Origin of the sequence: Streptomyces sp. NPDC003247 (assembly GCF_042888135.1) — a bacterium.
In the GTDB taxonomy this organism is placed as follows: Bacteria; Actinomycetota; Actinomycetes; order Streptomycetales; family Streptomycetaceae; genus Streptomyces.
Genome location: NZ_JBIAPF010000002.1, coordinates 996,391 through 1,016,809, shown reverse-complemented (window position 1 = coordinate 1,016,809; position 20,419 = coordinate 996,391). Strand labels below are relative to the sequence as shown.

Here is a 20,419-nt window from a genome sequence, read left to right as displayed (position 1 = left end):
TTTGTATCTTCCGCCAGACGGAATATTCCGCGGCGAAACAAACCGATAGGATCGTCCCATGCGCCGTTCGAAAATCGTCTGTACTCTCGGCCCCGCGGTCGACTCCCACGACCAGCTCGTGTCGCTGATCGAGGCCGGCATGAACGTGGCCCGCTTCAACTTCAGCCACGGCACGCACGCCGAGCACCAGGGCCGGTACGACCGGGTCCGTGCCGCGTCCAAGGAGACCGGGCGCGCCATCGGCGTCCTCGCCGACCTCCAGGGCCCGAAGATCCGCCTGGAGACCTTCGCCGAGGGCCCGGTCGAGCTGGAGCGGGGTGACGAGTTCGTCATCACCACCGAGGACGTGCCGGGCGACAAGCAGATCTGCGGCACCACCTACAAGGGCCTGCCCGGGGACGTCTCGCGCGGCGACCAGATCCTGATCAACGACGGCAACGTCGAGCTGAAGGTCCTGGACGTCGAGGGCCCGCGGGTGAGGACGATCGTCATCGAGGGCGGCGTCGTCTCCGACCACAAGGGCATCAACCTGCCCGGCGCGGCCGTCAACGTGCCCGCGCTCAGCGAGAAGGACATCGACGACCTGCGGTTCGCGCTGCGCATGGGCTGCGACCTGGTCGCGCTCTCCTTCGTCCGGGACGCCAAGGACGTCGCCGACGTCCACCGGGTCATGGACGAGGAGGGCCGCCGCGTCCCCGTCATCGCCAAGGTGGAGAAGCCGCAGGCGGTGGAGAACATGGAGGACGTCGTGATGGCGTTCGACGGCGTGATGGTCGCTCGTGGCGACCTGGCCGTCGAGTACCCGCTCGAGAAGGTCCCCATGGTGCAGAAGCGCCTGATCGAGCTGTGCCGGCGCAACGCCAAGCCGGTGATCGTCGCGACCCAGATGATGGAGTCGATGATCACCAACTCCCGTCCGACCCGCGCCGAGGCCTCCGACGTGGCCAACGCGATCCTGGACGGCGCCGACGCGGTCATGCTGTCCGCCGAGTCGAGCGTGGGCGCGTATCCGATCGAGACCGTGAAGACGATGTCGAAGATCGTCACCGCGGCCGAGCAGGAGCTGCTCTCCAAGGGCCTCCAGCCGCTCGTCCCCGGCAAGAAGCCGCGCACGCAGGGCGGTTCGGTGGCCCGCGCCGCCGCCGAGATCGCCGACTTCCTCGGCGGCCGCGGCCTGGTCGCCTTCACCCAGTCCGGCGACACCGCCCGCCGTCTGTCCCGCTACCGCGCCGCCCAGCCGATCATCGCGTTCACCACGGACGAGGGCACCCGCAACCAGCTGGCGCTCAGCTGGGGCGTGGAGTCGCACGTCGTGCCGTTCGTGAACAGCACCGACGAGATGGTCGACCTGGTGGACCAGGAGATCACCCGGCTGCACCGCTTCGAGCCGGGCGACGTCGTCGTCATCACCGCCGGTTCGCCGCCCGGCGTCCCCGGCACCACCAACATGGTCCGCGTCCACCACCTGGGCGAGGGCTCTTCCCGCAACTGAGCGGTCCCCCCGCGCGGGGGTCTCGTACGGCGGTACCGCGCTGAGGGCGCGCCCCTGTCGACAGGGGCGCGCCCTTTCGGCTGTCCGGCACGGGACGGGCCCGACAGCGAAGCGGCCCGACAGCGAAGGGGCCCGGCACCGTAGAGGCCCGGCACCGAAGGGGCCCTACACAGAAGGGGCCGCAAACTATCAACACCCTGTCAAAGATGATCGTTTCATGAGAGTCTCCTCCCCTGGCGGTGATCCGTTGCGTGCGGTCCCGGTGGTGCCGAGCGATGCGTACGGCGGGCGCGAGCCTGCCGGCAAGGGGGAGGGAAAGGCCATGAGGTCCCGGAGAACGGTGACGCGGGCGTTGGCGACGGGGGTGTGCGCGATCGGTCTGGTCGCCGGCATGCAGGGCCAGGCCTGGGCGGGAACGGTGACCATCAACGCCGCCGGCGGCGCCGGGTACGGCACCTGGAACGCCGACCCGGACGGCTCGATCCCCGGTGACGCCATCCGGGCCTGCGACACCAAGGCCGACGGCTGGGGCGTCGAGACCGCTCTCGACTACGACTTCGACACGGTGCCCGACCGGATCGTCGACACCCGAGGTCACGCCGCGGGCTATTGCAGCGGCTGGCTGGGCGGTGACCTCAAGGAGGGCCGGACCGTCCGCATGTACGTCACGCCGGTACAGGGAAGCAGCAGCGGACCGTCGTACTACATCGACGTCGTGGCCTGACCACCCACGGGAGTGCCCCCGGCACGGATCCGCGCCGGGGGCGGTGCGTCAGTCGGTCGTGTACAGCTGCATGCCGGGGATGTGCAGCGTCCCGCCGAACTGGGCGGCCTGAGTGACCTTCACGTCGGTGAAGTAGATCAGCGGGATGTTCAGCGGCGGCGGGCTGTCCGGGCTGAACGTGATCGGGACCAGGCCGAACAGGTTGCCCGAGATGCTCTCGGTGTACATGATCGTGTCGCCGTCGCGGATGGTGGAGGTCGTGCCCTCACCGGCCTGCACGTGGTACGTCTTGCCGGAGTTGTCGTCGTTCACCAGCTGGTGCAGATCGCCGATGTCGGTGCCGCCGGAGATGACGTACTTCAGCACCTTCTTCGTGGTGCCGCTCGACGTCTTCACCTCGACGACACCCTGGTAGTCCGCGCCCTTGAGCAGCAGCGAACTCGCCTCCAGGTACCACGGGTCGTCCGCGACCGGCACCTTGTTGTCCACGCCGCCCTCGTCGTCCGTGGCGGCGACGCAGTCCTCCGCGTCGGTGGTGGAGCTCGCGGAGGGGCTGGGCGAGGACGTGGCCCCGTCGGTGGCCTCGTCCGCGGCCTCCTCGGTGTCCTCCGCCGCCTCCTCGGCGGTGTCCTTCACCTCGTCGGTGACCGCGTCGGTGGTGTCCTCGACCGTGCCGCCGGAGGAGTCGCCCTCGCCGGAGGAGTCCTTCGCGTCCGGCTCCGACGAGGAGGTGCCGCTGTCGGCGGAGGCCGAGGCGGACGGGGACGCGGACGGCGACGGGCTCGCACCGGTCGTCGCCTCGTCGGAGGTGTCGCCGTCGAAGAGGTCGGTGATGGCGTCGCCGATGGTCTCCAGGAGGTTCTTGTCCGTCGCGGAGGCCGACGGGCTCGCCGTCGCGGTGGCACCGGAGGACGACGCCGTCCCGTCCGCCGAGGAGGCGGCCTCGGAGGACGCCGACGGCGCGGGCTCGGCCTCGTCGTCGGAACCTGAATCCGACGACGAGGAGCCGCCGTCCGCCGAACTCCCCTTGCTGGTGGAGTCCGTGGCGTCCTCGGAGTCCCCGGAACCCTGGGAGTCCTGGGAGTCCTCCGCGTCCGACGCGTCGTCCGCGGAGTCGCTCCCGGAGGCCGACGGGGACGGTGACGCGGAGGCGGTGGCGTCCGCGCCCTCCAGGGCCGTCACGCACGCCTGGTACTCGTCGGCCAGCTTGCTGTTCGCCGTGGGCTGGTCGTCGGCGACGGCGAGCGTCGGCGTGAACCCCATGCCCATGAGGACGGCGGTGGGCATCGCCGCCATCGCTATCGCCTTGCCGGCCGGCATGTGGAACCGGGTGAGCAGGGGCTTCTTCGGCGCCGCGTGGCGCCCTGTGCCCTTCGGCCGGTCCGGGGAGGCCGGGCCGGTGGTGCGGGCCTCGTCAGCCGACACGGTGCACCCCGTTCGGTTCCTTCGCCCCGTCGCCGTACGGCGCGCCGCCCTCGGCCGGCTCGTTCCAGGAGCGGGGCAGGCCCGGCTCACCGGCGGCGGCTCCCGGCGCGGGTTCCGGCGCGCCGTCCGTCGTGGGAGCGGTCCCGGCACCCTGCGGCGCGGCGCCCTCAGCCGTGGGCTTGCCGGGCACCCAGGAGAGGGCGAGCGCCCCGCCGATCAGCGCCAGCAGGAAGCCGATGATGAAGCCGCCGATGTTGGAGACCACCAGCGAGACCAGCGCGAGGAGGATCGAGGCGATACCGGCGAAGACCCGGGTGGCCTGCTGGAACCACATGGTCAGGCCCAGCGTGACCAGCAGGACGCCGATGATCAGCGAGCCGGCACCCGCGGTGGTCGACATGGCGAGCGACATGGTGCCCAGCTTGAGCGTGGCGTACGGGAAGTAGGCGATCGGCAGTCCGCCGAGCAGGGTGAACAGGCCTGCCCAGAAGGGCCGGGTGCCCCGCCAGTCGCGGAAGCGCAGACGCAGCCGGGTGAACCTCCCGGCGCTCTGGTCCGGAGTCTCGGCACTCATGGAAAACAGCTCCCTGGGTCCGGTGGAAGTACGTACCGGCTCGGCCGTACGCGTGCAGAAGCCGGAAGGTCTGAGACGGTGCGGGTGTGCCCGGCGTCCGGCCGGGCCGGGCCCGCGGGGCGGAGAAGCACCGGCTTCCCCGCCCCCGGCGGAACCCCCCGGGGCGGCTCAGCCGCCCCGGGACACCCCGGTGACGGAAGCCGTCAGTAGCACTCCATCTTGGCGTCCGTGCCGAGGCGCATGGACAGGCCGCTGAGCTTGAACGTGCCGGCGGTGGTCGCCCACGCCGTCTGCTCCACGCCGTACAGGTCGGCCGTCTCCGCCTGCTGGGCGAAGCCGCCCGGCAGCACGGTCTCGCCCGCCTTCACGGCGGGACCCTCGGTCTTGTCCTGGATCGCGACGCCGATGTCGATGTTCTTGAACTCCGCGTCGGCGTCGAGCTGGGCGACGTCGATGTAGAGGTTCTCGGCGACGACCGGGTTCTTCTCGTCGTTGCCCGCCTCGAGACGAAGGTAGATCGTCTTGCCTATGAGGGGGATCTCCGTCTTGACCGACTGGCACATCTTGGTGATCGTCGCGTCCTCGAACGACGAGACCGCGACCGGAACCTGCGTCTTGGCATCGCCCTTGGTCGAGGTGTAGACGGTGTCGATGCCGCCGTACTGGGCGAAACCCTCACCGTGCAGGTGACCGGCCGTCACCTTGAACTGCTGGCCGGAGACGCTGAACGACGCCGCGAGGGCACCCTGCGCCAGACCGATGCCCACACACGCCGCCGCGGCGACGCTGGGCACCATGACCACGGCGAACCGCTTCCATCTGGTCCCGCCACGCACCTGGGACTCCATATTTCCTCCTTCTCGGACGTACATCTCCTGGCTCCGGCTCGCCCCCTAGGCGGCGGCTCGGCCGGGCAGGGATGGGAGAAGTGCTACGTCCTCGGGAAGGAGAGCGCCCGCCTCGGAGGCGCGAACCGCGCACCGATCACCGGCGATCACCCCCGAGCGACAACCACTGGTCGCGCCTGAACACACATCACGCACAACCTTGCTGGACAGGCTTCGCCGTGGCGAAGACCCCCCTGCCCAAGAGCCGGCGTCACTACCGCCCGCTCTGCTCGGTGGGGACCCAGGAAAACCCGTTGACCCAACCGGCTGCCGGGGCACGGGAACGGACCGAGCGTGGCCGATCGTGGTGCATTCTCGCCGCCCGCACAAGGGGGTTCGTTACTGGCTAGTAACGGCCGGATAACCGAACAACGACCCGGAGGTCTCGAGCGGCGACAGTCGGTGGCCATCACACCCAGGACAAAGCTGTTGATCGGCGGACAGAATCCGACAGACCCACTGCCCCGACTTACTGCCAGTAACAGCGGCCGCGATTACCAAGATTTAGCAAAGCGCGGCCGCACGGGACCATCTTCGACAGAACTTTCACGCGGGCATCACGGGCCCCGGCGTTTAGTGACTGGTCAGAACCAGGCCGCCCGCCCGGCTCAGAACAGCGCCCGGGCCAGCGCCCGCCGCGCCGTGGCCACCCGCGGGTCGTCCGGCCCGACCACCTCGAACAGCTCCAGCAGCCGCCGCCGTACGGCGTCCCGGTCGTCGCCCGCCGTGCGCCGCACGGTGTCGATGAGCCGCCCGAAGGCGTCCTCGACGTGACCGCCCACCAGGTCCAGGTCGGCGGCGGCGATCTGGGCCTGCGCGTCCTGCGGCTTGTCGGCGGCGTCCTTGCGCACCTGCTGCGGGTCCATCTCCTGCACCCGCTGGAGCAGTTCGGCCTGCGCCAGACCCAGCGTGGCCTCGGTGTTGCCGGGGTCGTCGGCGAGCACGTTCCGGTAGGCGCGGACCGCGCCGGCCAGGTCACCGGCGTCCAGCGCCCGCACGGCGGCTTCGAGCAGCGCGTCGTACGGACCGGCCGGCGCCTCGGCCGGCTCCGTACGGCCGCCGGTCTCGGCGTCGGGGTCGACGGTCAGGCCGGTCAGACCGAAGCGCTGCTCGGCGACGGCCACCAGCTGGTCGAGGGTCTGGCGGATCTGCGCCTCGCCCGCGGCCCCCTGGAAGAGCGGCAGGGCCTGTCCCGCGACGACGGCGAAGACGGCCGGGATGCCCTGCACCCCGAACTGCTGCATCAGCATCTGGTTGGCGTCGACGTCGATCTTGGCGAGGAGGAAGCGGCCGTCGTACTCGACGGCGAGACGCTCCAGGACCGGGCTCAGCTGCTTGCAGGGCTGGCACCACTCCGCCCAGAAGTCGATGACGACGGGCACCTCGGCGGACCGCTGGAGGACGTCCCGCTCGAACCCGGCCTCGTCGACGTCGATGACGAGGTCGGCGGGGGACACCGCACCCGTACCGCCCTGCCGGGCGGCTTCGGCCCGCGCCTGCTCCGCCTTCGCCTTGGCCTCCTGGGCCGCCTTCACCGCGGCGAGGTCGACGACCCCGCTCATGGACATGTTCCGTGGCTGCATGGGTCTATCCTCCCCCGTACCCGCGTGTGCGTGAAAAGCGAACCCGAATGTGCGCCGGGTCCCCACCCGCGCCAGGCGGTCGCGGCCCCCCACGCCGGGCGGCCGCGGCCCGCGCACGTCCGGCACGGGCTTTCGCTACGAGTCGTAGCGTAATGGTGTCGGGGGCCTCCCCGGGACCGGTCCCCGGTGATCTCCCTCACTGGCGGCACGACCCTGGGGAGCGGGGAACCCGCCGGATAGGGTCGGGCCATGCAGAGCCGCAGCCCCGCCAGCCGCACCGGACGTCCGCGCAGCGCCGCGGCGGACGCCGCGATCCTGGCCGCCACGCGGGCGGCGCTGGTGGAGCTGGGCTGGTCGAAGCTGACGCTGGGGGACGTGGCGACCCGGGCCGGGGTCGCGAAGACCACGCTCTACCGGCGCTGGGCCGGCAAGAACGAACTGGTCGTCGACGCGGTCGCGGAACTCTTCGACGAACTGGAGCTCCCCGACCGCGGCAGCCTGGCCGCCGACGTCGAGGGCGTGGTCTCGCAGTTCGCGGCGATCCTCGCCCGCCCCGAGGCCCGGAGCGGTCTGATGGCGGTCGTCGCCGAGTCCACCCGCGACGACGCCCTGCGCGCACGCATCCGCTGCTCCATCGTCGAGCCGCAGAAGGACCTGGTCCTGGAGGGCCGGGCCCGCGCCCAGGACCGCGGCGAGCTCCCCCCGGAGCCCGATCCCGGAGAGGCCGCCCGCACGGTCGACCTCATCTTCGACGTCGTCGCGGGCGCGGTGGTGCACCGCACGCTGGTGAGCGGACAGCCGGCGGACGAGGAGTGGGTGCGCGGTTTCACCCGCGTGCTGCTGCTCGGACTGGCGGGAGCCGCCGCCTAGGGCGCTTCTGATGGGTCTCCGCGGCGTCGCGAGCCGGTAAACCTCTCCGGTCACGGCACTAGCGGCCCGGCAGGGAGTGGATCGGCTGCCGCCTCGGGCCCTCAGAAGCCGGCGGGTTCCGTGTACACCCCCCACTCCTCCCGCAGTACGTCGCAGATCTCGCCGAGGGTCGCCTCGGCGCGTACGGCGTCCAGCATCGGCTCGATCATGCCGGCGCCGCTCCGGGCGGCGGCGAGCATGCCGTCGAGCGCGGCGCGCACGGCGGTGTCGTCCCGGGCCGCCCGGCGCGCGGCCAGCGCCCGCACCTGCTCCCGTTCCACCTCGTGGCCGACCCGCAGGATCTCCAGGTCCCCGGTCACCGACCCGGTGTGGGCGTTCACCCCGACGACCCTCTTCTCGCCCTTCTCCAGGGCCCGCTGGTAGCGGAAGGCCGACTCGGCGATCTCCCCGGTGAACCAGCCGTCCTCGATGCCCCGCAGGATCCCTGAGGTGACCGGACCGATCGGGTGCCGTCCGTCGGGGTGCGCCCGCAGCCCGCGCTCCTTGATCCGCTCGAAGATCTTCTCGGCGTCGGCCTCGATGCGGTCGGTGAGCTGTTCGACGTACCAGGAACCGCCCAGCGGGTCGGCGACGCCCGCGACGCCGGTCTCCTCCATCAGCACCTGCTGGGTGCGCAGGGCGATCTCCGCGGCCTGCTCGCTCGGCAGCGCCAGCGTCTCGTCCAGCGCGTTGGTGTGCAGCGAGTTGGTGCCGCCGAGGACCGCCGCGAGCGCCTCCACCGCCGTGCGCACGACGTTGTTGTACGGCTGCTGGGCGGTCAGCGAGACGCCGGCCGTCTGGGTGTGGAAGCGCAGCCACTGCGCCTTCTCGCTCCGCGCCCCGTAGACGTCCCGCATCCACCGGGCCCAGATACGGCGGGCCGCGCGGAACTTGGCGATCTCCTCGAAGAAGTCGACGTGCGCGTCGAAGAAGAAGGAGAGCCCGGGCGCGAAGACGTCGACGTCCAGCCCGCGGCCGATCCCCAGCTCCACGTACCCGAAGCCGTCCGCCAGCGTGTACGCCAGCTCCTGCGCGGCCGTCGCGCCGGCCTCGCGGATGTGGTAGCCGGAGACGGACAGCGGCTTGTAGGCGGGGATGCCGGACGCGCAGTACTCCATCAGGTCGCCGATGAGGCGCAGGTGCGGCTCGGGCGGGAAGAGCCACTCCTTCTGCGCGATGTACTCCTTGAAGATGTCGGTCTGGAGCGTGCCGTTGAGGACGGCCGGGTCGACACCCTGCCGTTCGGCGGCGACCAGGTACATGCAGAAGACGGGTACGGCGGGCCCGCTGATCGTCATCGAGGTGGTGACGTCCCCGAGGGGGATGTCCCGGAACAGCACCTCCATGTCGGCGGCGGAGTCGATCGCGACCCCGCAGTGCCCGACCTCGCCCAGCGAGCGCCGGTCGTCGGAGTCGCGGCCCATCAGCGTCGGCATGTCGAAGGCGACGGACAGGCCCCCGCCGCCGTTGGCGAGGATCGTCTTGTACCGCTCGTTGGTCTGCTCGGCGTTGCCGAACCCGGCGAACTGGCGGATGGTCCAGGCGCGCCCGCGGTAGCCGGTCGGGTACAGCCCGCGGGTGAAGGGGTACTCGCCGGGCCACCCGATCCGTTCGAAGCCCTCGTAGGTGTCGCCCGGCCGGGGCCCGTACACCGGCTCCACGGGGTCCCCGGAGAGCGTGGTGAAGTCGGCCTCCCGCTTGTGGGAGGCGTCGTACCGGGCCTGCCAGCGTCGGCGGCCCTCCTCGATGGCGTCAGCGTCCATGCTCCGAATTTACTAGGACGTCCTAGTAAATGTCGACGGGAGACCGCCGCACGGGTCCGTACGGCGGTGGCGGTCAGGCCTTGGCGACCGCCGGGGCGTCCTCGGCGACCTTGGCCTCCAGCTCGCGGCTGATCCTGCGCTCGACGAAGAACGCGGCGGTCGGAATGGTCCCGGCCAGCAGCACCCACAGCTGTCGGGCGACCGGCCACTTCGCCTTGGAGCCCAGGTCGAAGGCGAAGACCAGGTAGACGACGTAGAGCCAGCCGTGCGCGATGGAGACGACCCGGGTGGCGTCCGCGGCGCCGTCGACGTCCAGCACGTACTTGCCGATCATGCACAGGCACAGCAGGACCAGCAGCACACCGGTGACGTAGGCCATGACGCGGTAGCGGGTCAGCACGCTCTTCTTCATGCGGATGAGCGTAACCACCCGTTCCGGGAGATCTTGTACCGGGTCGCCCGCCGCCGGGGTGTGCCGGTCGCTCCTCGCCGGACGCCTGTCACTACCCGCCGGGACGGCCGTCACTCCTCGTCGAAGTCGTGCGCCGCGACCCGTAGGGGCCGCAGCATCGCGAAGAGCTCCGCACACTCCTCGGCGTCGTACACGCCGAGCCCGAAGTCCATCGCCATCAGGTCGCGGGTGGCGGCCTCGACGACCTCGCGGCCCTTGTCGGTGATGGTGGCGAGGGTGCCGCGGCCGTCGTTGGGGTTGGGCCGCTTGGCGACCAGGCCCGACTTCACCAGGCGGTCGACGGTGTTCGTGACGGACGTGGGGTGCACCATGAGCCGCTCGCCGATCTTCGACATGGTGAGCTCGCCCTCCTTGGAGAAGGTGAGCAGCACCAGCGCCTCGTAGCGCGCGAAGGTCAGCCCGTACGGCTTGACCACCGCGTCCACCTCGGCGAGCAGGATCTGGTGGGCACGCATGATCGAGGTGATCGCGGCCATGGAGGGCACGTTCCCCCAGCGCTGCTTCCAGAGCTCGTCGGCGCGGGCGATGGGGTCGAAGGGAAGGCTGAGCGGCTTGGGCACGGCATCAGACCCTACCCGCCGGTCATATCGCGGTCAGCCCCGTCTCGGTTTTCGGTCCCCCGGCCGCACGGCCCGCCCCCGACGCCCCCCCCGGCCGCACGGCCCGCCTCCGACGTTCCTCGGGCGTTCCTCAGTAGAGGTTGCGCAGTCCGAGGACGTCGCCCCGGCCGAGGGTGCGGGCGTCCGTGGTGCAGGCGAAGGAGTTCGTGAACATGGTCTGCCCCTCGTGACCGGGGCCGACGTGGGCCAGGCCGAACACGTGGCCCGCCTCGTGCGTGGCGACGCTGCGGATGTCGTAGGCGTCGGTGCAGTCGCCGGTGGGGTTGTTCGTGAAGGTGTAGTGGCTGGTGTTGAAGCGGACGTCGGCCTCCTTGAGCCAGTCCGGGCGGCCGGACATCGGACGGCTCCACGAGCAGGTCGTGGCGACGACCCCGCCGCTGAGGTTCCCGGCGTCCCAGACGCTCACGCCGTCCCGCGCCGCGCAGCGGGCCTGCTGGTCGATGTCCGCCTCGTGATGGGTGCGGCCGTGGAAGAGGGCCCTGGCCGCCACCGCGTCGCCGAACCCGCAGTCGTTGCGGGTGCCGGTGATCGCGCCGATGGCGTCCTCGAAGGCGCGGCGGGCCTCGGCGGCGGAGAGATTGCCGGGCAGGGCATCGTCGCCGAGCCACCAGTCGTAGGTGCCGTACTCCTTGTGGTCGGCGACGGCGTACGCGCTGTCGGCACAGGGGGCGCGGCGGGCGGCGCGGGCGGCCGGGGCCGCGGCACGGGTGTGCCCCCCGGCGCCGGCCTCCGACGCCGGGGCGGCGGGGGCCGCCTCGCCCTCCTCGCCCGCCTCGCCCGCCCCGGCCTCCAGGTCGTAGTCGTAGGAGACCGTGCCGTCGGCGGCGACCTCCAGGGTGAAGCCGTGCCGCGTGCCGTCCACCGACAGGGCGTCGACGGTGACCTTGGTGCCGGGTTCGGGGACCGTGACCCCGGCGCCCCCGTGGGTGACGAGGCGTCCGACGGCCGCGCAGTCGAGCACCGAGGACCCGGCGGGCAGGTCCTCCGGGGTCAGCGCGCCACGCCCGAGGACGCAGCCGCCGCCCGCGCGGGTGGACGCCTCACCGCCCGCGCGCGTGGGTCCGTCGCCGCCGCCCACCACTGCCACCGACACCGCCAGTACCACCGCCGCGACGACCCTGCCCGCCAGTCCCGGCCCGTGACGACCTGTCACTTCGCCTCCGCCCGAAGGTCCGCCCATCGGGCGGAACTTGATCGATTCTCGGAGAGGTTAGCCCTCGGACGCGGGCTGAAAACCATGTGGGATACCACCCGTTTGAGCGATCGCTCAAACGGGTGTACCGTCCCCTCCCGGGTGGTTGAGCGATCGCTCAAACACCGTCCCGACCTGGGGGGTTCGCATGGGGCTCCACGTCGAGACGCGGATCCGCGCCGACCTGGACGACCTGTGGACACACACGCGCGACCCGGCGCTGCACCGGCGCTGGGACCTGCGTTTCACCGCGATCGAGTACCTCCCGCGGGGCAACGGCGAGCCCCGGCGCGTCCGCTACTCCACACGCGTGCCGCCGTTCCTGACGATCGCCGGAACGGGCGTCCCGGCGGGTGAGCGGAAACACCCGGACGGCACCCGGACCTCCACCCTGCGCTTCACCTCCCCGCACCCGCTCTCCCCGCTCGCCGAAGGCACCGGCACCTGGCGCTACGTCCCCGACGGCGACGGGGTCCGCTTCCTCACCGCCTACGAGCACCGCCCCCGCCGGGCCGTCGTCGGGGGGCTCGCCGACCGGCTGGTCCTGCGTCCGCCGCTGGTCTGGGCGACGGCCTGGTCCATCGACCGGCTGCGGCTGTGGCTGGAGCGGGGCATCACGCCGGAGCGCGCGCTGCTGCGCCGGCTCGCGGAACTCGCCGTGCGCGCCCTCGTCATCGCCCTCGCCTCCACCGGGACGGGCCTGGAGTCCGTCCTGGGCCTGCTGGGCCCGTACGCGCTCCCGGCGGTGTACCTGAGCCCGCTGATGCTGAGCCTGCTGGTGTGCCTGGCGCTGTTCAAGGCGCCGCTCGCGGGCACACCGGCCGCCCGCCGCTGCCGGCGCACCCCACCGGCACGCGGGCGTGCGCCGTACGTCCTGCGTCCCCTCCTGCGCCCCCTGAAGGACCCCGCGCGCGGGCCGCGCGGTGCCCTTCGCCGTCGGAGACGTGCCGCAGGCCGGCGCCTCCGGCCGTGAGACCGTGGGGTTCGTGCGCACTTTCGATCTGTCCGGCCGGGCTCCGTTCAGCGTGGTGAAACGGTACGTCGGACCGCTGTTCGACTCCCGAGGCCCCGTCACCGCCGGCACCGCCGTGCGCGGGGAGGCCCGCGCGTGAGCCCGGAGACCGCCAAGTCGCTGGAGACGAGGACCAGGCTGCTGGACGGAGCGCTGCGCACCCTCACCGAGCAGGGCATCGCCGGGACGTCGGCGCGGACGGTGGCGGCGGCCGCCGGGGTCAACCAGGCGCTGGTCTTCTACCACTTCGGCTCGGTCGGCGAACTGCTCGCCGCGGCCTGCCGGTACGGGGCGGAGCGCACGGTGGCGCGCTACCGGGCCCGCTTCGCGGCGGTCGGCTCACTGTCCGAACTGCTCGCCCTCGGCCGGGAGATCCACGAGCGGGAACGGGCCGACGGCCACGTCACACGGCTCGGCCAGCTCCTGGCCGGCGCCCGCACGCACGAGGCCCTGGGCCCGGCCACGGCCGCCGGGCTCGACGTGTGGGTCGTGGAGATCGAGAAGGTCCTGCGCCGGGTACTCGCCGGCACCCCCTTCGGAGCGTTCACGGACCCGGCGGGACTGGCCCGCGCGGTCGCGGCCTCGTTCGTCGGCATCGAGCTGTACGAGGGGGTCGACGAGGCGGGTGCCACGGCGGCCCTGGACGCGCTGGAGCAGCTCGGGGTGCTGGTGGGCGCGCTGGAGGAGCTGGGTCCGGTGGCCCAGCGGGCGGTACGGCAGTACCTGCGACGGGCTTCGGCGAGACGGTGAGCCCGGCAACCGTGACGGGCCCGGCACGGGGCGGCGGGCCTGCCGCGGGGCGGCGGGCCTGGCACGGGGCGGCGAGCCTGGCACGGGGCGGCGAGCCTGCCGCGGGGCTGCGAGCCTGCCGCGGGGCTGCGGGCTTGGCACGGGGCTGCGGGCTTGGCACGGGGCTGCGGGCTTGGCACGGGGCTGCGGGCTTGGCAACTGCGGCAGGGCCGGCTCGGGGCCGCGGGCTTGGCGCGGACGGTGCGCCCGCCCGGCAGCCTCGGCGGGCCCGGCGTGAGGCGGTGCACCCCGTACCCCGGCAGGGCCCGGCGTGGGGCGGTGGGCGCGCGGCGGGTGCCGGCGCCCGCGCCGCTACTCCCCCTCGTGCGCCAGGTGCCGTTCGACCGTGTCCACCTTCGACGTGAGTCCGTCCGTGACGCCGGGACGGATGTCCGCCTTGAGGACCAGGGACACGCGCGGCGCCCGTTCCTCCACGGCGGCGACGGCCCGCCGGACGACGTCCATGACCTCGTCCCACTCACCCTCGATGGACGTGAACATGGCGTCGGTGCGGTTCGGCAGCCCGGAGGCGCGGACCACGCGGACGGCTTCGGCGACGTACTCCCCCACGTCCTCGCCGACGCCGAGCGGGGTGACGGAGAAGGCGACGATCATGCGTTCACCACGCCTTCCTTGCGGGCGCGGGAGGCGATGACCGCGTCCTCGGCCTCACGGCGGAGCCTGCGGTCGGCGAAGAAGCCGCCGGTCGGCAGGACCGACAGGACGAGGTAGAGGGCCGCGGTCCCCAGGGGCCACTTCGCGCGGTTCCAGGCGTCCGCCCAGAAGATCACGTACAGGACGAAGAGCAGGCCGTGCACCGCGCCCATGACCGGCACCGCGTTGAAGTCCGTGGTCCGCTTCAGCACCGAGCAGACGAGGAGCAGGAGGAAGGAGATGGCCTCCGGGGCGGAGACCAGGCGCAGTCGGCGGAGGGCGGAGGCTGTCTTGAGGTCCACGGGTCACCTTCGGTGTCGATGTGCTGGGCCGTTTGTGAACGCACGCACAAGGGTCCGCCCATTGTGGCAAACGAACGGCGCGGGGCGGGGGCGGGGGTCGCCCTCCCCGTCGGGGGAGTCGCCGATGTCAGGGAGCGGTGCCTCCTCCCCCTCCGGGGGCCATCAGGGGACGATCAGGGGCGAAGTCCACCCGTGGGACCTGTCGGCGGAGCCGCCCGGCGGCTACCTTCGCTGCGTGGCGATGTTCCGACTCCAAGGCAGCAAGGTGCTCGCCGTCGACATGACCGGGGACGCCGTGAAGGCGAAGAACGGCTCGATGGTCGCGTACGACGGGCAGATGGATTTCAAGAAGCTGAGCGGCGGCGGTGAGGGGCTGCGCGGGATGGTGACGCGGCGGCTCACCGGCGAGCAGATGACCGTGATGGAGGTGAAAGGGCGGGGGACGTGCTGGTTCGCGGACCGGGCCTCCGAGATCAACCTCGTCGATCTCCGGGGGGACAAGCTGTACGTCGAGTCGAGCAACCTGCTCGCGACGGACTCCGGCCTGCGGACGGGGACGAGTTTCACCGGTCTGCGCGGCGCCTCCCAGGGCAACGGCCTGTTCACGACCACCGTCGAGGGCCATGGCCGGGCGGCGATCACCTCGGACGGACCGGCGGTGGTGCTCAGGGTGAGCCCGCAGTATCCGCTGACCGTCGACCCCGGTGCGTACATCGCGCACCAGGGGAACGTCCGGCAGTCCTTCCAGTCCGGTGTGACGTTCCGCACGTTCCTGGGGGAGGGCGGCGGCGAGGCCTTCCAGATCCGCTTCGAGGGGGACGGTCTGGTGTACGTACAGCCCAGCGAGCGCAACACGATCGCGGGGGACGTCTGAGATGCCCTTCCGTGAGATCAACTCCAGGATGGTCGAGGCGACCGTCCTGCCCGGTCAGCGGCTGTTCAGCCAGCGCGGCGCGATGCTCGCGTACAAGGGCGAGGTGTCCTTCACGCCCAACATGCAGGGCGGCCAGGGCGGCGTCATGTCGATGATCGGCCGGCGGCTCGCCGACGAGGACACCCCCCTGATGACCGTCGAGGGCAGCGGCACCGTCCTCTTCGGGCACGGCGGCCACCACGTCCAGGTCATCCAGCTCACCGGCGACACGCTGTACGTGGAGGCGGACCGGCTGCTCGCCTTCGAGGGCACGCTCCGGCAGGGCACGATGTTCATGGGCTCCCAGGGCGGCGTCATGGGCATGGTCCGCGGCCAGATCAGCGGCCAGGGCCTGTTCACCACGACGCTCAAGGGGCACGGCGCGGTCGCCGTGATGGCCCACGGCGGCGTCTTCGAGATCCCGATCACCCCGCAGCGCCCGGTCCACGTCGACCCGCAGGCCTACGTCGCCCACCACGGCGACGTCCGCAACAAGCTGTCGACGGCGCTCGGCTGGCGGGACATGGTGGGCCGCGGCTCCGGCGAGGCGTTCCAGCTGGAGCTCAGCGGCAGTGGTGCGGTGTACGTCCAGGCGTCGGAGGAGAAGCTGTGACCACCTACCCCCACCCGGGGACCGGCCCCACCGTCCTCGACCCGGCGACCCTGCCCGTCGACGACAACGTCAACGCGTACACCTTCTGCGTGGAGCTCAAGGGGAGCCAGTGGTTCCTGCAGAAGGGGAAGATGATCGCCTACTACGGCTCGATCGACTTCAACGGCGTCGGGCACGGCCGGCTGGACCGCCTGGTGCGCACGTCGTTCCATTCGCCACTGCACGCGAGCGAGTGGGTCGTGGCGGAGGGCTCCGGCAAGATGCTCCTCGCCGACCGGGCCTTCGACGTGAACTCGTACGACCTGGACGACGGCAATCTGACCATTCGCTCGGGCAATCTCCTCGCTTTTCAGCCAAGTCTGTCGCTGAAGCAGTCGATCGTTCCGGGCTTCCTGACGCTGATCGGAACCGGGAAGTTCGTGGCCGCGTCCAACGGTCCCGTGGTGTTCATGGAACCGCCCATCCGGGTGGACCCGCAGGCGCTCGTCGGATGGGCCGACTGCCCGTCCCCCTGCCACCACTACGACCACGGGTACATGACGGGCGTGATGGGCGGTCTACGTGCGCTGACGGGCCTGGGCGGGGTCTCCGGCGAGGAGCACCAGTTCGAGTTCGTGGGGGCCGGTACGGTGCTGCTCCAGTCGAGCGAGACCCTGATGGCCGAGCAGGCCACCGGGGCGGTGCCGGCGGAGCCCGGGGTGCCCGGCGGCGGCGGACGGCCGGGCGGGCACGGCGGGCAGAGCGGCGCACCGCGCCTTCCCGGACAGCTGGGGGACCTCCAGCGTCGCTTCGGTCTGTGAGCGGTAGTCTGCAGAGTGTGACATCGAACGCGTGCGCACCGTCACACCGCCCTCACTAGTTAGCTTTTCAACTTCTTAGGTAGACTTCAATCATGGAGACCGACACGGCCACGCGCTGGCTGACCGATGCGGAGCAGTGCGCCTGGCGCACCCACCTGGAGGTCAACAGGCTGTTGACGTATCAGCTCGAAAAGGACCTCCAGCCGTTCGGCCTGACGATGAACGACTACGAGATCCTGGTGAACCTCTCCGAGTCGGAGGGCGTGCGGATGCGGATGAGCGACCTGGCGTCCGCCACCCTCCAGTCCAAGAGCCGCCTCTCGCACCAGATCACCCGGATGGAGAACTCCGACCTGGTGCGCCGGGAGAACTGCGAGTCGGACCGCCGCGGTCTGTACGCGGTCCTCACCGACCACGGCCTGGAGACGATGAGGAAGGTGGCGCCCCATCACGTGGCGTCCGTGCGGCGGCACTTCATCGACCTGCTCTCCCCCGAGGCGCTCGTGGAACTGGAGACGTCCCTGAAGCCCATCGCGGACCACCTGCGCACCCAGCGAGGACGCCCCTAGCGTCCCTCGCGTCCCGCGTCCGCTCGGGTCCGGCTACCCGGCTACCCGGCTACCCGGCTACCGGCAGGCGGAGCTCGAACAGGGCTCCGCCCGCCGACGCCTGCCGGACCGTGAGCGTGCCGCCGTGCCGTACGACCACGTCGCGGGCGATGGCCAGCCCCAGCCCCGTCCCACCGTCGTCGCGGCTGCGCGCGGCGTCGAGCCGGACGAACCGCTCGAAGACGCGCTCCCGGTCCGCCTCAGGGACGCCGTCCCCGTCGTCGGCGACCTCGACGACGGCCCACCGCCCCTCCCGCCGTACGGCCACGGTGACCGCCGAACGGGCGTGCCGCTCGGCGTTGTCGAGCAGATTGGCGAGCACCCGCCCCAGCTGCCCCCGCGACCCGGTCACGTCCACGGACTCCGCGTCCACGGTGACCCGCGCCCGGCCGGCCGCCTGCTCCCGCGCCGGCACCGCCAGGTCGACCCGCGTGTCCGCGGGCCGCTCCCCCGCGTCCAGCCGGGCGAGCAGCAGCAGGTCGGCGGCGAGGTTCTGCAACCGCACGGTGTCCTCGACGGCGCCGGGGACGTCCAGCAGCTCCGGGTGCGCGGCACCCACCTCCAGCTGGGTGCGCAAGGACGCGATGGGGCTGCGCAGTTCGTGCGAGGCGTCGGCGACGAAGCGGCGCTGGCGCTCCACGGCGGTCTCCAGCGCGGCCAGGGTCTCGTTCGTCGCCCGGGCGAGCCGGGCGATCTCGTCGTGGGTGTCCGGCTCGGGAACGCGCCGGGCCAGATCCGCGGAGGCGGTGATCGCGGCCATCTCGCGCCGGATGCCCTCCACCGGGCGCAGCGCCCGCCGGGTGACCCGCCAGGTGACGCCCGCGACCACGGCGAGCAGCAGCGGGAAGCCGATCAGCATGACGGTCAGGGCCGCGCCGACGGCGCTCCGTTCGGCGGACAGGGGGGCACCGGCGTGGACGGTGAGCGTGCCCCGGTCGCCGGTCTCCACGGACACGGTGGCGAAGCGGTAGTCGGCGGTGTCGCCGTCGACGGTGGCGGAGCCGTCGGAGTAGGAGGTCTCGTCGCCGATCTCCCCGGCTTCGAGAGCCTCCCCGCCGTCCCCGCCCTCCCCACCGTCCTTGCCGTCCGCGCCGCCCTCCCCGGCGTCGTCGCCGACGTCGTCGCCGTCCTCGCCGTCCTCGCCGTCCTCGCCGTCCCGGGCGGGCGGCGCGGCTGCCGTCGGGCGTACCGCGTCCGTGCCCGTGCCGCTGATCCGTTGCAGGTCCTCCCCGGCCGCGACCAGGGTGCCGTCCTCGGCGACGACCTGGACGGGCCGGTCGTCGTCGTCCAGGGACAACTGTCCGTAGGGCAGCCCGGCGGCCAGCTCGGCGGCGACCTCCCGCGCGGTCCGCTCCGCCAGGGTGCTCGCCTGGCCGCTCAGACTGGACATCAGCGACAGCAGGACGGCGGTCCCGGCGGCCACCAGCGCGACGGCGACGACGAGGGTCGCGCCGAGCGTGGCCCGGGCCCGCACGGAGTCCAGCCGCCGCCTCACCGCCCGGTCTCCAGCCGGTACCCGGCGCCGCGGACCGTCCGGATGAGCCCGGCGCCCAGCTTGCGGCGCAGCGCGCTGACGTACACCTCGACGATGTTGGGGTCGCCGTCGTAGGCGAAGTCCCAGACGTGGTCGAGGATCTCCGCCTTGGACACCACCTCACCCGCCCGCAGCACGAGCTGCTCCAGGACGGCGAACTCCTTGGCGGTCAGCGCGGCCTCCTCGTCCCGCAGGAAGACCCGCCGCGCGGCCGTGTCCACCCTCAGCGCGCCGTGGACGTGCACCGGCGAGGCCCCGGCGCCCTGCCCGCGCCGCCGCAGCAGGGCCTTCACCCGGGCGACGAGGACGACGTAGGAGAACGGCTTGGTCAGGTAGTCGTCCGCGCCCGTGTCGAGGCCCTCCGCCTCGTCGTACTCGCCGTCCTTGGCGGTGAGCATGAGGATCGGGACGTCGTTCCCGGCGGCGCGCAGGGCGGCGCAGACGCGGTAGCCGTTCATGCCGGGCAGCATGATGTCGAGGACGAGCAGGTCGTACGGCGTCCCGCCCGCCCGGTGCAGGCCTTCCGGGCCGTCGTGGACGACGTCCACGGCGTACCCCTCGGCGGTCAGGCCCTTGGCGAGGGACAGGGCGAGGCGCTTCTCGTCCTCGACGATCAACAGTCGCATGCCCCTCAGCGTCGCAAACCGAAGCTGAAGGGATCTTCAGGTGGCTTCAGGTTCCTCTCAGCGTCGGTCGGCGAAGGTGGTTCCCGTCGCGCCGAAACGGTGCGATCGACCTGTAACGGGAGGAACCACCATGAAGCGCAAGCTCGTCATCGCCGCCGTCACCGCGACCGCCGTGATCGGCGCGGGCACGGCCGTCGCCTTCGCGGACGACGACGCCGGAACCGGAGCGCGGGCCGAGGTGCGCGGCACGGGGGCAGAAGTGAGCGGCACAGGGACCGAGGTGCGCGGCACGGGGGCCGAGGCGGGCGACGCGCAGGTCCGGACGAGCGACTCGCGGTCCCGGGAAGGCACCGCGAAGGCCGACGACGGCACCGCCCGCCTCACCGCCGCCCAGGCCGTCGCCGCGGCCCTGGAGGCGCGGCCCGGCACGGCCCTCTCCGTCGAGCTCGACGACGACGGCACCGGCAGCGGCAGCGGCCCCGGCTGGGAGGTCGACGTCCTCGGCGAGGGCACCACCTCCTACACCGTCCGCGTGGACCCGTCGGACGGCCGGATCCTGGGCACGGAGACCGACCGCGACGACGACGCCGACGCCGACGACACCGGCGAGCGCCGCCTGCTGAAGGGCGCCGGCGTCACGGCCGCGCAGGCCGCCGAGGCCGCCGCCGCGCGGGGCGTCGTCACCTCGGTCGACCTGGACGACGACGGCACCGGAAGCTGGGAGGTGGAGACCACCGACTCCGCGGGCCGGGAGCACGACTGGACCGTCGGCCTGAAGAACGCCGAGGTCACCGCCGACCGCCACGACACGGACGCCGACGACGCCCACGACGCCCACGACACGGACGGCAGCGACCTCACCGCCGACCACGACGACCACGACGACGACTGACCCGACGCCAGAAGAGGGAACGCGCGGACCGCCGG

Annotated in this window: 23 protein-coding genes; 11 read left to right on the top strand and 12 right to left on the bottom strand. The window is 72.2% G+C overall.

Annotated features, from left to right (window positions below; translation table 11 throughout):
* Positions 1-58 precede the first annotated feature (58 nt).
* Both pyk and ACFYWQ_RS09480 read left to right on the top strand, forming a co-directional pair.
* Positions 59-1,492 (top strand): pyruvate kinase, encoded by a 1,434-nt coding sequence (gene pyk / locus ACFYWQ_RS09485; RefSeq protein WP_389514311.1) that lies wholly within the window; start codon positions 59-61, stop codon positions 1,490-1,492.
* A gap of 322 nt (positions 1,493-1,814) precedes the next feature.
* Entirely contained in the window at positions 1,815-2,216 is a 402-nt protein-coding gene (locus ACFYWQ_RS09480) for a hypothetical protein (protein WP_389514309.1), read from the top strand.
* Positions 2,217-2,264: 48 nt separating this feature from the next.
* Here the strand turns inward: ACFYWQ_RS09480 and ACFYWQ_RS09475 are convergent, their stop codons facing one another.
* The 4 genes from ACFYWQ_RS09475 to ACFYWQ_RS09460 all read right to left on the bottom strand — a co-directional run bounded on the left by ACFYWQ_RS09475 (position 2,265) and on the right by ACFYWQ_RS09460 (position 6,685).
* Entirely contained in the window at positions 2,265-3,641 is a 1,377-nt protein-coding gene (locus ACFYWQ_RS09475) for a hypothetical protein (protein ID WP_389514307.1), read from the bottom strand.
* The gene (locus ACFYWQ_RS09470) at positions 3,631-4,215 is read right to left on the bottom strand and encodes a DUF6114 domain-containing protein (RefSeq protein ID WP_389514305.1); all 585 of its coding nucleotides are present in this window, start codon (positions 4,213-4,215) and stop codon (positions 3,631-3,633) included. The genes ACFYWQ_RS09475 and ACFYWQ_RS09470 overlap by 11 nt, the downstream gene beginning before the upstream one ends.
* Before the next feature lie 203 nt (positions 4,216-4,418).
* On the bottom strand, positions 4,419-5,063 hold the full coding sequence (locus tag ACFYWQ_RS09465; RefSeq protein WP_389514303.1) for a DUF6230 family protein: 645 nt from the start codon (positions 5,061-5,063) through the stop codon (positions 4,419-4,421).
* Between the two features lie 647 nt (positions 5,064-5,710).
* On the bottom strand, positions 5,711-6,685 hold the full coding sequence (locus ACFYWQ_RS09460) for a tetratricopeptide repeat protein (protein WP_389514301.1): 975 nt from the start codon (positions 6,683-6,685) through the stop codon (positions 5,711-5,713).
* Positions 6,686-6,934: 249 nt separating this feature from the next.
* Here ACFYWQ_RS09460 and ACFYWQ_RS09455 point away from each other — a divergent pair, with 249 nt between their 5' ends.
* Complete coding sequence (locus ACFYWQ_RS09455; protein WP_389514299.1) at positions 6,935-7,555, top strand: TetR/AcrR family transcriptional regulator; 621 nt, start codon at positions 6,935-6,937, stop codon at positions 7,553-7,555.
* Between the two features lie 101 nt (positions 7,556-7,656).
* Here the strand turns inward: ACFYWQ_RS09455 and ACFYWQ_RS09450 are convergent, their stop codons facing one another.
* From ACFYWQ_RS09450 to ACFYWQ_RS09435, 4 genes are all read right to left on the bottom strand, one after another.
* Positions 7,657-9,357 (bottom strand): methylmalonyl-CoA mutase, encoded by a 1,701-nt coding sequence (locus ACFYWQ_RS09450; RefSeq protein ID WP_389514297.1) that lies wholly within the window; start codon positions 9,355-9,357, stop codon positions 7,657-7,659.
* Between the two features lie 73 nt (positions 9,358-9,430).
* Positions 9,431-9,769, bottom strand: coding sequence for a DUF3817 domain-containing protein (locus ACFYWQ_RS09445; RefSeq protein ID WP_389514295.1), 339 nt, complete (start codon positions 9,767-9,769; stop codon positions 9,431-9,433).
* Positions 9,770-9,879: 110 nt separating this feature from the next.
* The gene (locus tag ACFYWQ_RS09440; protein ID WP_385061590.1) at positions 9,880-10,389 is read right to left on the bottom strand and encodes a MarR family winged helix-turn-helix transcriptional regulator; all 510 of its coding nucleotides are present in this window, start codon (positions 10,387-10,389) and stop codon (positions 9,880-9,882) included.
* A 130-nt stretch (positions 10,390-10,519) separates the two neighbouring features.
* Entirely contained in the window at positions 10,520-11,602 is a 1,083-nt protein-coding gene (locus ACFYWQ_RS09435) for a matrixin family metalloprotease (protein WP_389514293.1), read from the bottom strand.
* A 187-nt stretch (positions 11,603-11,789) separates the two neighbouring features.
* Between ACFYWQ_RS09435 and ACFYWQ_RS09430 the strand changes: the two genes are divergently transcribed.
* The 3 genes from ACFYWQ_RS09430 to ACFYWQ_RS09420 are packed head-to-tail and all read left to right on the top strand — an operon-like array spanning position 11,790 to position 13,403.
* Positions 11,790-12,614 carry a hypothetical protein gene (locus ACFYWQ_RS09430; RefSeq protein ID WP_389514291.1) on the top strand — a complete coding sequence of 275 codons (825 nt, stop codon included), beginning with the start codon at positions 11,790-11,792 and terminating at the stop codon, positions 12,612-12,614.
* Positions 12,565-12,753 (top strand): hypothetical protein, encoded by a 189-nt coding sequence (locus tag ACFYWQ_RS09425; RefSeq protein WP_389514288.1) that lies wholly within the window; start codon positions 12,565-12,567, stop codon positions 12,751-12,753. Before ACFYWQ_RS09430 ends, ACFYWQ_RS09425 begins: the two co-directional genes overlap by 50 nt.
* Positions 12,750-13,403, top strand: a complete 654-nt coding sequence (locus ACFYWQ_RS09420) for a TetR/AcrR family transcriptional regulator (RefSeq protein ID WP_389514285.1) — start codon at positions 12,750-12,752, stop codon at positions 13,401-13,403. The genes ACFYWQ_RS09425 and ACFYWQ_RS09420 overlap by 4 nt, the downstream gene beginning before the upstream one ends.
* 351 nt (positions 13,404-13,754) lie before the next feature.
* On the opposite strand, the gene ACFYWQ_RS09415 is transcribed toward ACFYWQ_RS09420, so the two are convergent.
* A complete protein-coding gene (locus ACFYWQ_RS09415) occupies positions 13,755-14,057 on the bottom strand; it encodes an MTH1187 family thiamine-binding protein (RefSeq protein WP_385061596.1) in 303 nt (100 codons plus the stop codon).
* Positions 14,054-14,398, bottom strand: a complete 345-nt coding sequence (locus tag ACFYWQ_RS09410; RefSeq protein WP_389514283.1) for a DUF3817 domain-containing protein — start codon at positions 14,396-14,398, stop codon at positions 14,054-14,056. Before ACFYWQ_RS09410 ends, ACFYWQ_RS09415 begins: the two co-directional genes overlap by 4 nt.
* Positions 14,399-14,639: 241 nt before the next feature.
* On the opposite strand from ACFYWQ_RS09410, the gene ACFYWQ_RS09405 reads away from it, so the two are divergent.
* The 4 genes from ACFYWQ_RS09405 (at position 14,640) to ACFYWQ_RS09390 (ending at position 17,293) form a co-directional block, all read left to right on the top strand.
* Positions 14,640-15,272: an AIM24 family protein gene (locus tag ACFYWQ_RS09405; protein WP_389514444.1), complete on the top strand. Its 633-nt coding sequence runs from the start codon at positions 14,640-14,642 to the stop codon at positions 15,270-15,272.
* Between the two features lies 1 nt (position 15,273).
* Entirely contained in the window at positions 15,274-15,924 is a 651-nt protein-coding gene (locus tag ACFYWQ_RS09400) for an AIM24 family protein (protein WP_389514281.1), read from the top strand.
* Positions 15,921-16,724: an AIM24 family protein gene (locus ACFYWQ_RS09395; RefSeq protein ID WP_389514279.1), complete on the top strand. Its 804-nt coding sequence runs from the start codon at positions 15,921-15,923 to the stop codon at positions 16,722-16,724. Before ACFYWQ_RS09400 ends, ACFYWQ_RS09395 begins: the two co-directional genes overlap by 4 nt.
* Positions 16,725-16,816: 92 nt before the next feature.
* Positions 16,817-17,293 carry a MarR family winged helix-turn-helix transcriptional regulator gene (locus tag ACFYWQ_RS09390; protein WP_389514277.1) on the top strand — a complete coding sequence of 159 codons (477 nt, stop codon included), beginning with the start codon at positions 16,817-16,819 and terminating at the stop codon, positions 17,291-17,293.
* 49 nt (positions 17,294-17,342) lie between these two features.
* On the opposite strand, the gene ACFYWQ_RS09385 is transcribed toward ACFYWQ_RS09390, so the two are convergent.
* Positions 17,343-18,827, bottom strand: coding sequence for an ATP-binding protein (locus tag ACFYWQ_RS09385; RefSeq protein ID WP_389514275.1), 1,485 nt, complete (start codon positions 18,825-18,827; stop codon positions 17,343-17,345).
* Positions 18,824-19,492 carry a response regulator transcription factor gene (locus ACFYWQ_RS09380; protein WP_389514271.1) on the bottom strand — a complete coding sequence of 223 codons (669 nt, stop codon included), beginning with the start codon at positions 19,490-19,492 and terminating at the stop codon, positions 18,824-18,826. The genes ACFYWQ_RS09385 and ACFYWQ_RS09380 overlap by 4 nt, the downstream gene beginning before the upstream one ends.
* A gap of 130 nt (positions 19,493-19,622) precedes the next feature.
* Between ACFYWQ_RS09380 and ACFYWQ_RS09375 the strand changes: the two genes are divergently transcribed.
* Positions 19,623-20,384, top strand: a complete 762-nt coding sequence (locus ACFYWQ_RS09375) for a PepSY domain-containing protein (RefSeq protein ID WP_389514269.1) — start codon at positions 19,623-19,625, stop codon at positions 20,382-20,384.
* The last annotated feature ends 35 nt before the right edge of the window (positions 20,385-20,419 follow it).

What these genes read in the sequence shown, in the direction of transcription:
- ACFYWQ_RS09380 (WP_389514271.1), bottom strand. Translation starts at nt 19,492, where the DNA reads ATGCGACTGTTGATCGTCGAGGACGAGAAGCGCCTCGCCCTGTCCCTC.
- ACFYWQ_RS09430 (WP_389514291.1), top strand. Translation starts at nt 11,790, where the DNA reads ATGGGGCTCCACGTCGAGACGCGGATCCGCGCCGACCTGGACGACCTG.
- ACFYWQ_RS09445 (WP_389514295.1), bottom strand. Translation starts at nt 9,769, where the DNA reads ATGAAGAAGAGCGTGCTGACCCGCTACCGCGTCATGGCCTACGTCACC.
- ACFYWQ_RS09450 (WP_389514297.1), bottom strand. Translation starts at nt 9,357, where the DNA reads ATGGACGCTGACGCCATCGAGGAGGGCCGCCGACGCTGGCAGGCCCGG.
- ACFYWQ_RS09415 (WP_385061596.1), bottom strand. Translation starts at nt 14,057, where the DNA reads ATGATCGTCGCCTTCTCCGTCACCCCGCTCGGCGTCGGCGAGGACGTG.
- ACFYWQ_RS09375 (WP_389514269.1), top strand. Translation starts at nt 19,623, where the DNA reads ATGAAGCGCAAGCTCGTCATCGCCGCCGTCACCGCGACCGCCGTGATC.
- ACFYWQ_RS09470 (WP_389514305.1), bottom strand. Translation starts at nt 4,215, where the DNA reads ATGAGTGCCGAGACTCCGGACCAGAGCGCCGGGAGGTTCACCCGGCTG.
- pyk (WP_389514311.1), top strand. Translation starts at nt 59, where the DNA reads ATGCGCCGTTCGAAAATCGTCTGTACTCTCGGCCCCGCGGTCGACTCC.
- ACFYWQ_RS09480 (WP_389514309.1), top strand. Translation starts at nt 1,815, where the DNA reads ATGAGGTCCCGGAGAACGGTGACGCGGGCGTTGGCGACGGGGGTGTGC.
- ACFYWQ_RS09405 (WP_389514444.1), top strand. Translation starts at nt 14,640, where the DNA reads ATGTTCCGACTCCAAGGCAGCAAGGTGCTCGCCGTCGACATGACCGGG.
- ACFYWQ_RS09455 (WP_389514299.1), top strand. Translation starts at nt 6,935, where the DNA reads ATGCAGAGCCGCAGCCCCGCCAGCCGCACCGGACGTCCGCGCAGCGCC.
- ACFYWQ_RS09390 (WP_389514277.1), top strand. Translation starts at nt 16,817, where the DNA reads ATGGAGACCGACACGGCCACGCGCTGGCTGACCGATGCGGAGCAGTGC.
- ACFYWQ_RS09400 (WP_389514281.1), top strand. Translation starts at nt 15,274, where the DNA reads ATGCCCTTCCGTGAGATCAACTCCAGGATGGTCGAGGCGACCGTCCTG.
- ACFYWQ_RS09465 (WP_389514303.1), bottom strand. Translation starts at nt 5,063, where the DNA reads ATGGAGTCCCAGGTGCGTGGCGGGACCAGATGGAAGCGGTTCGCCGTG.
- ACFYWQ_RS09460 (WP_389514301.1), bottom strand. Translation starts at nt 6,685, where the DNA reads ATGCAGCCACGGAACATGTCCATGAGCGGGGTCGTCGACCTCGCCGCG.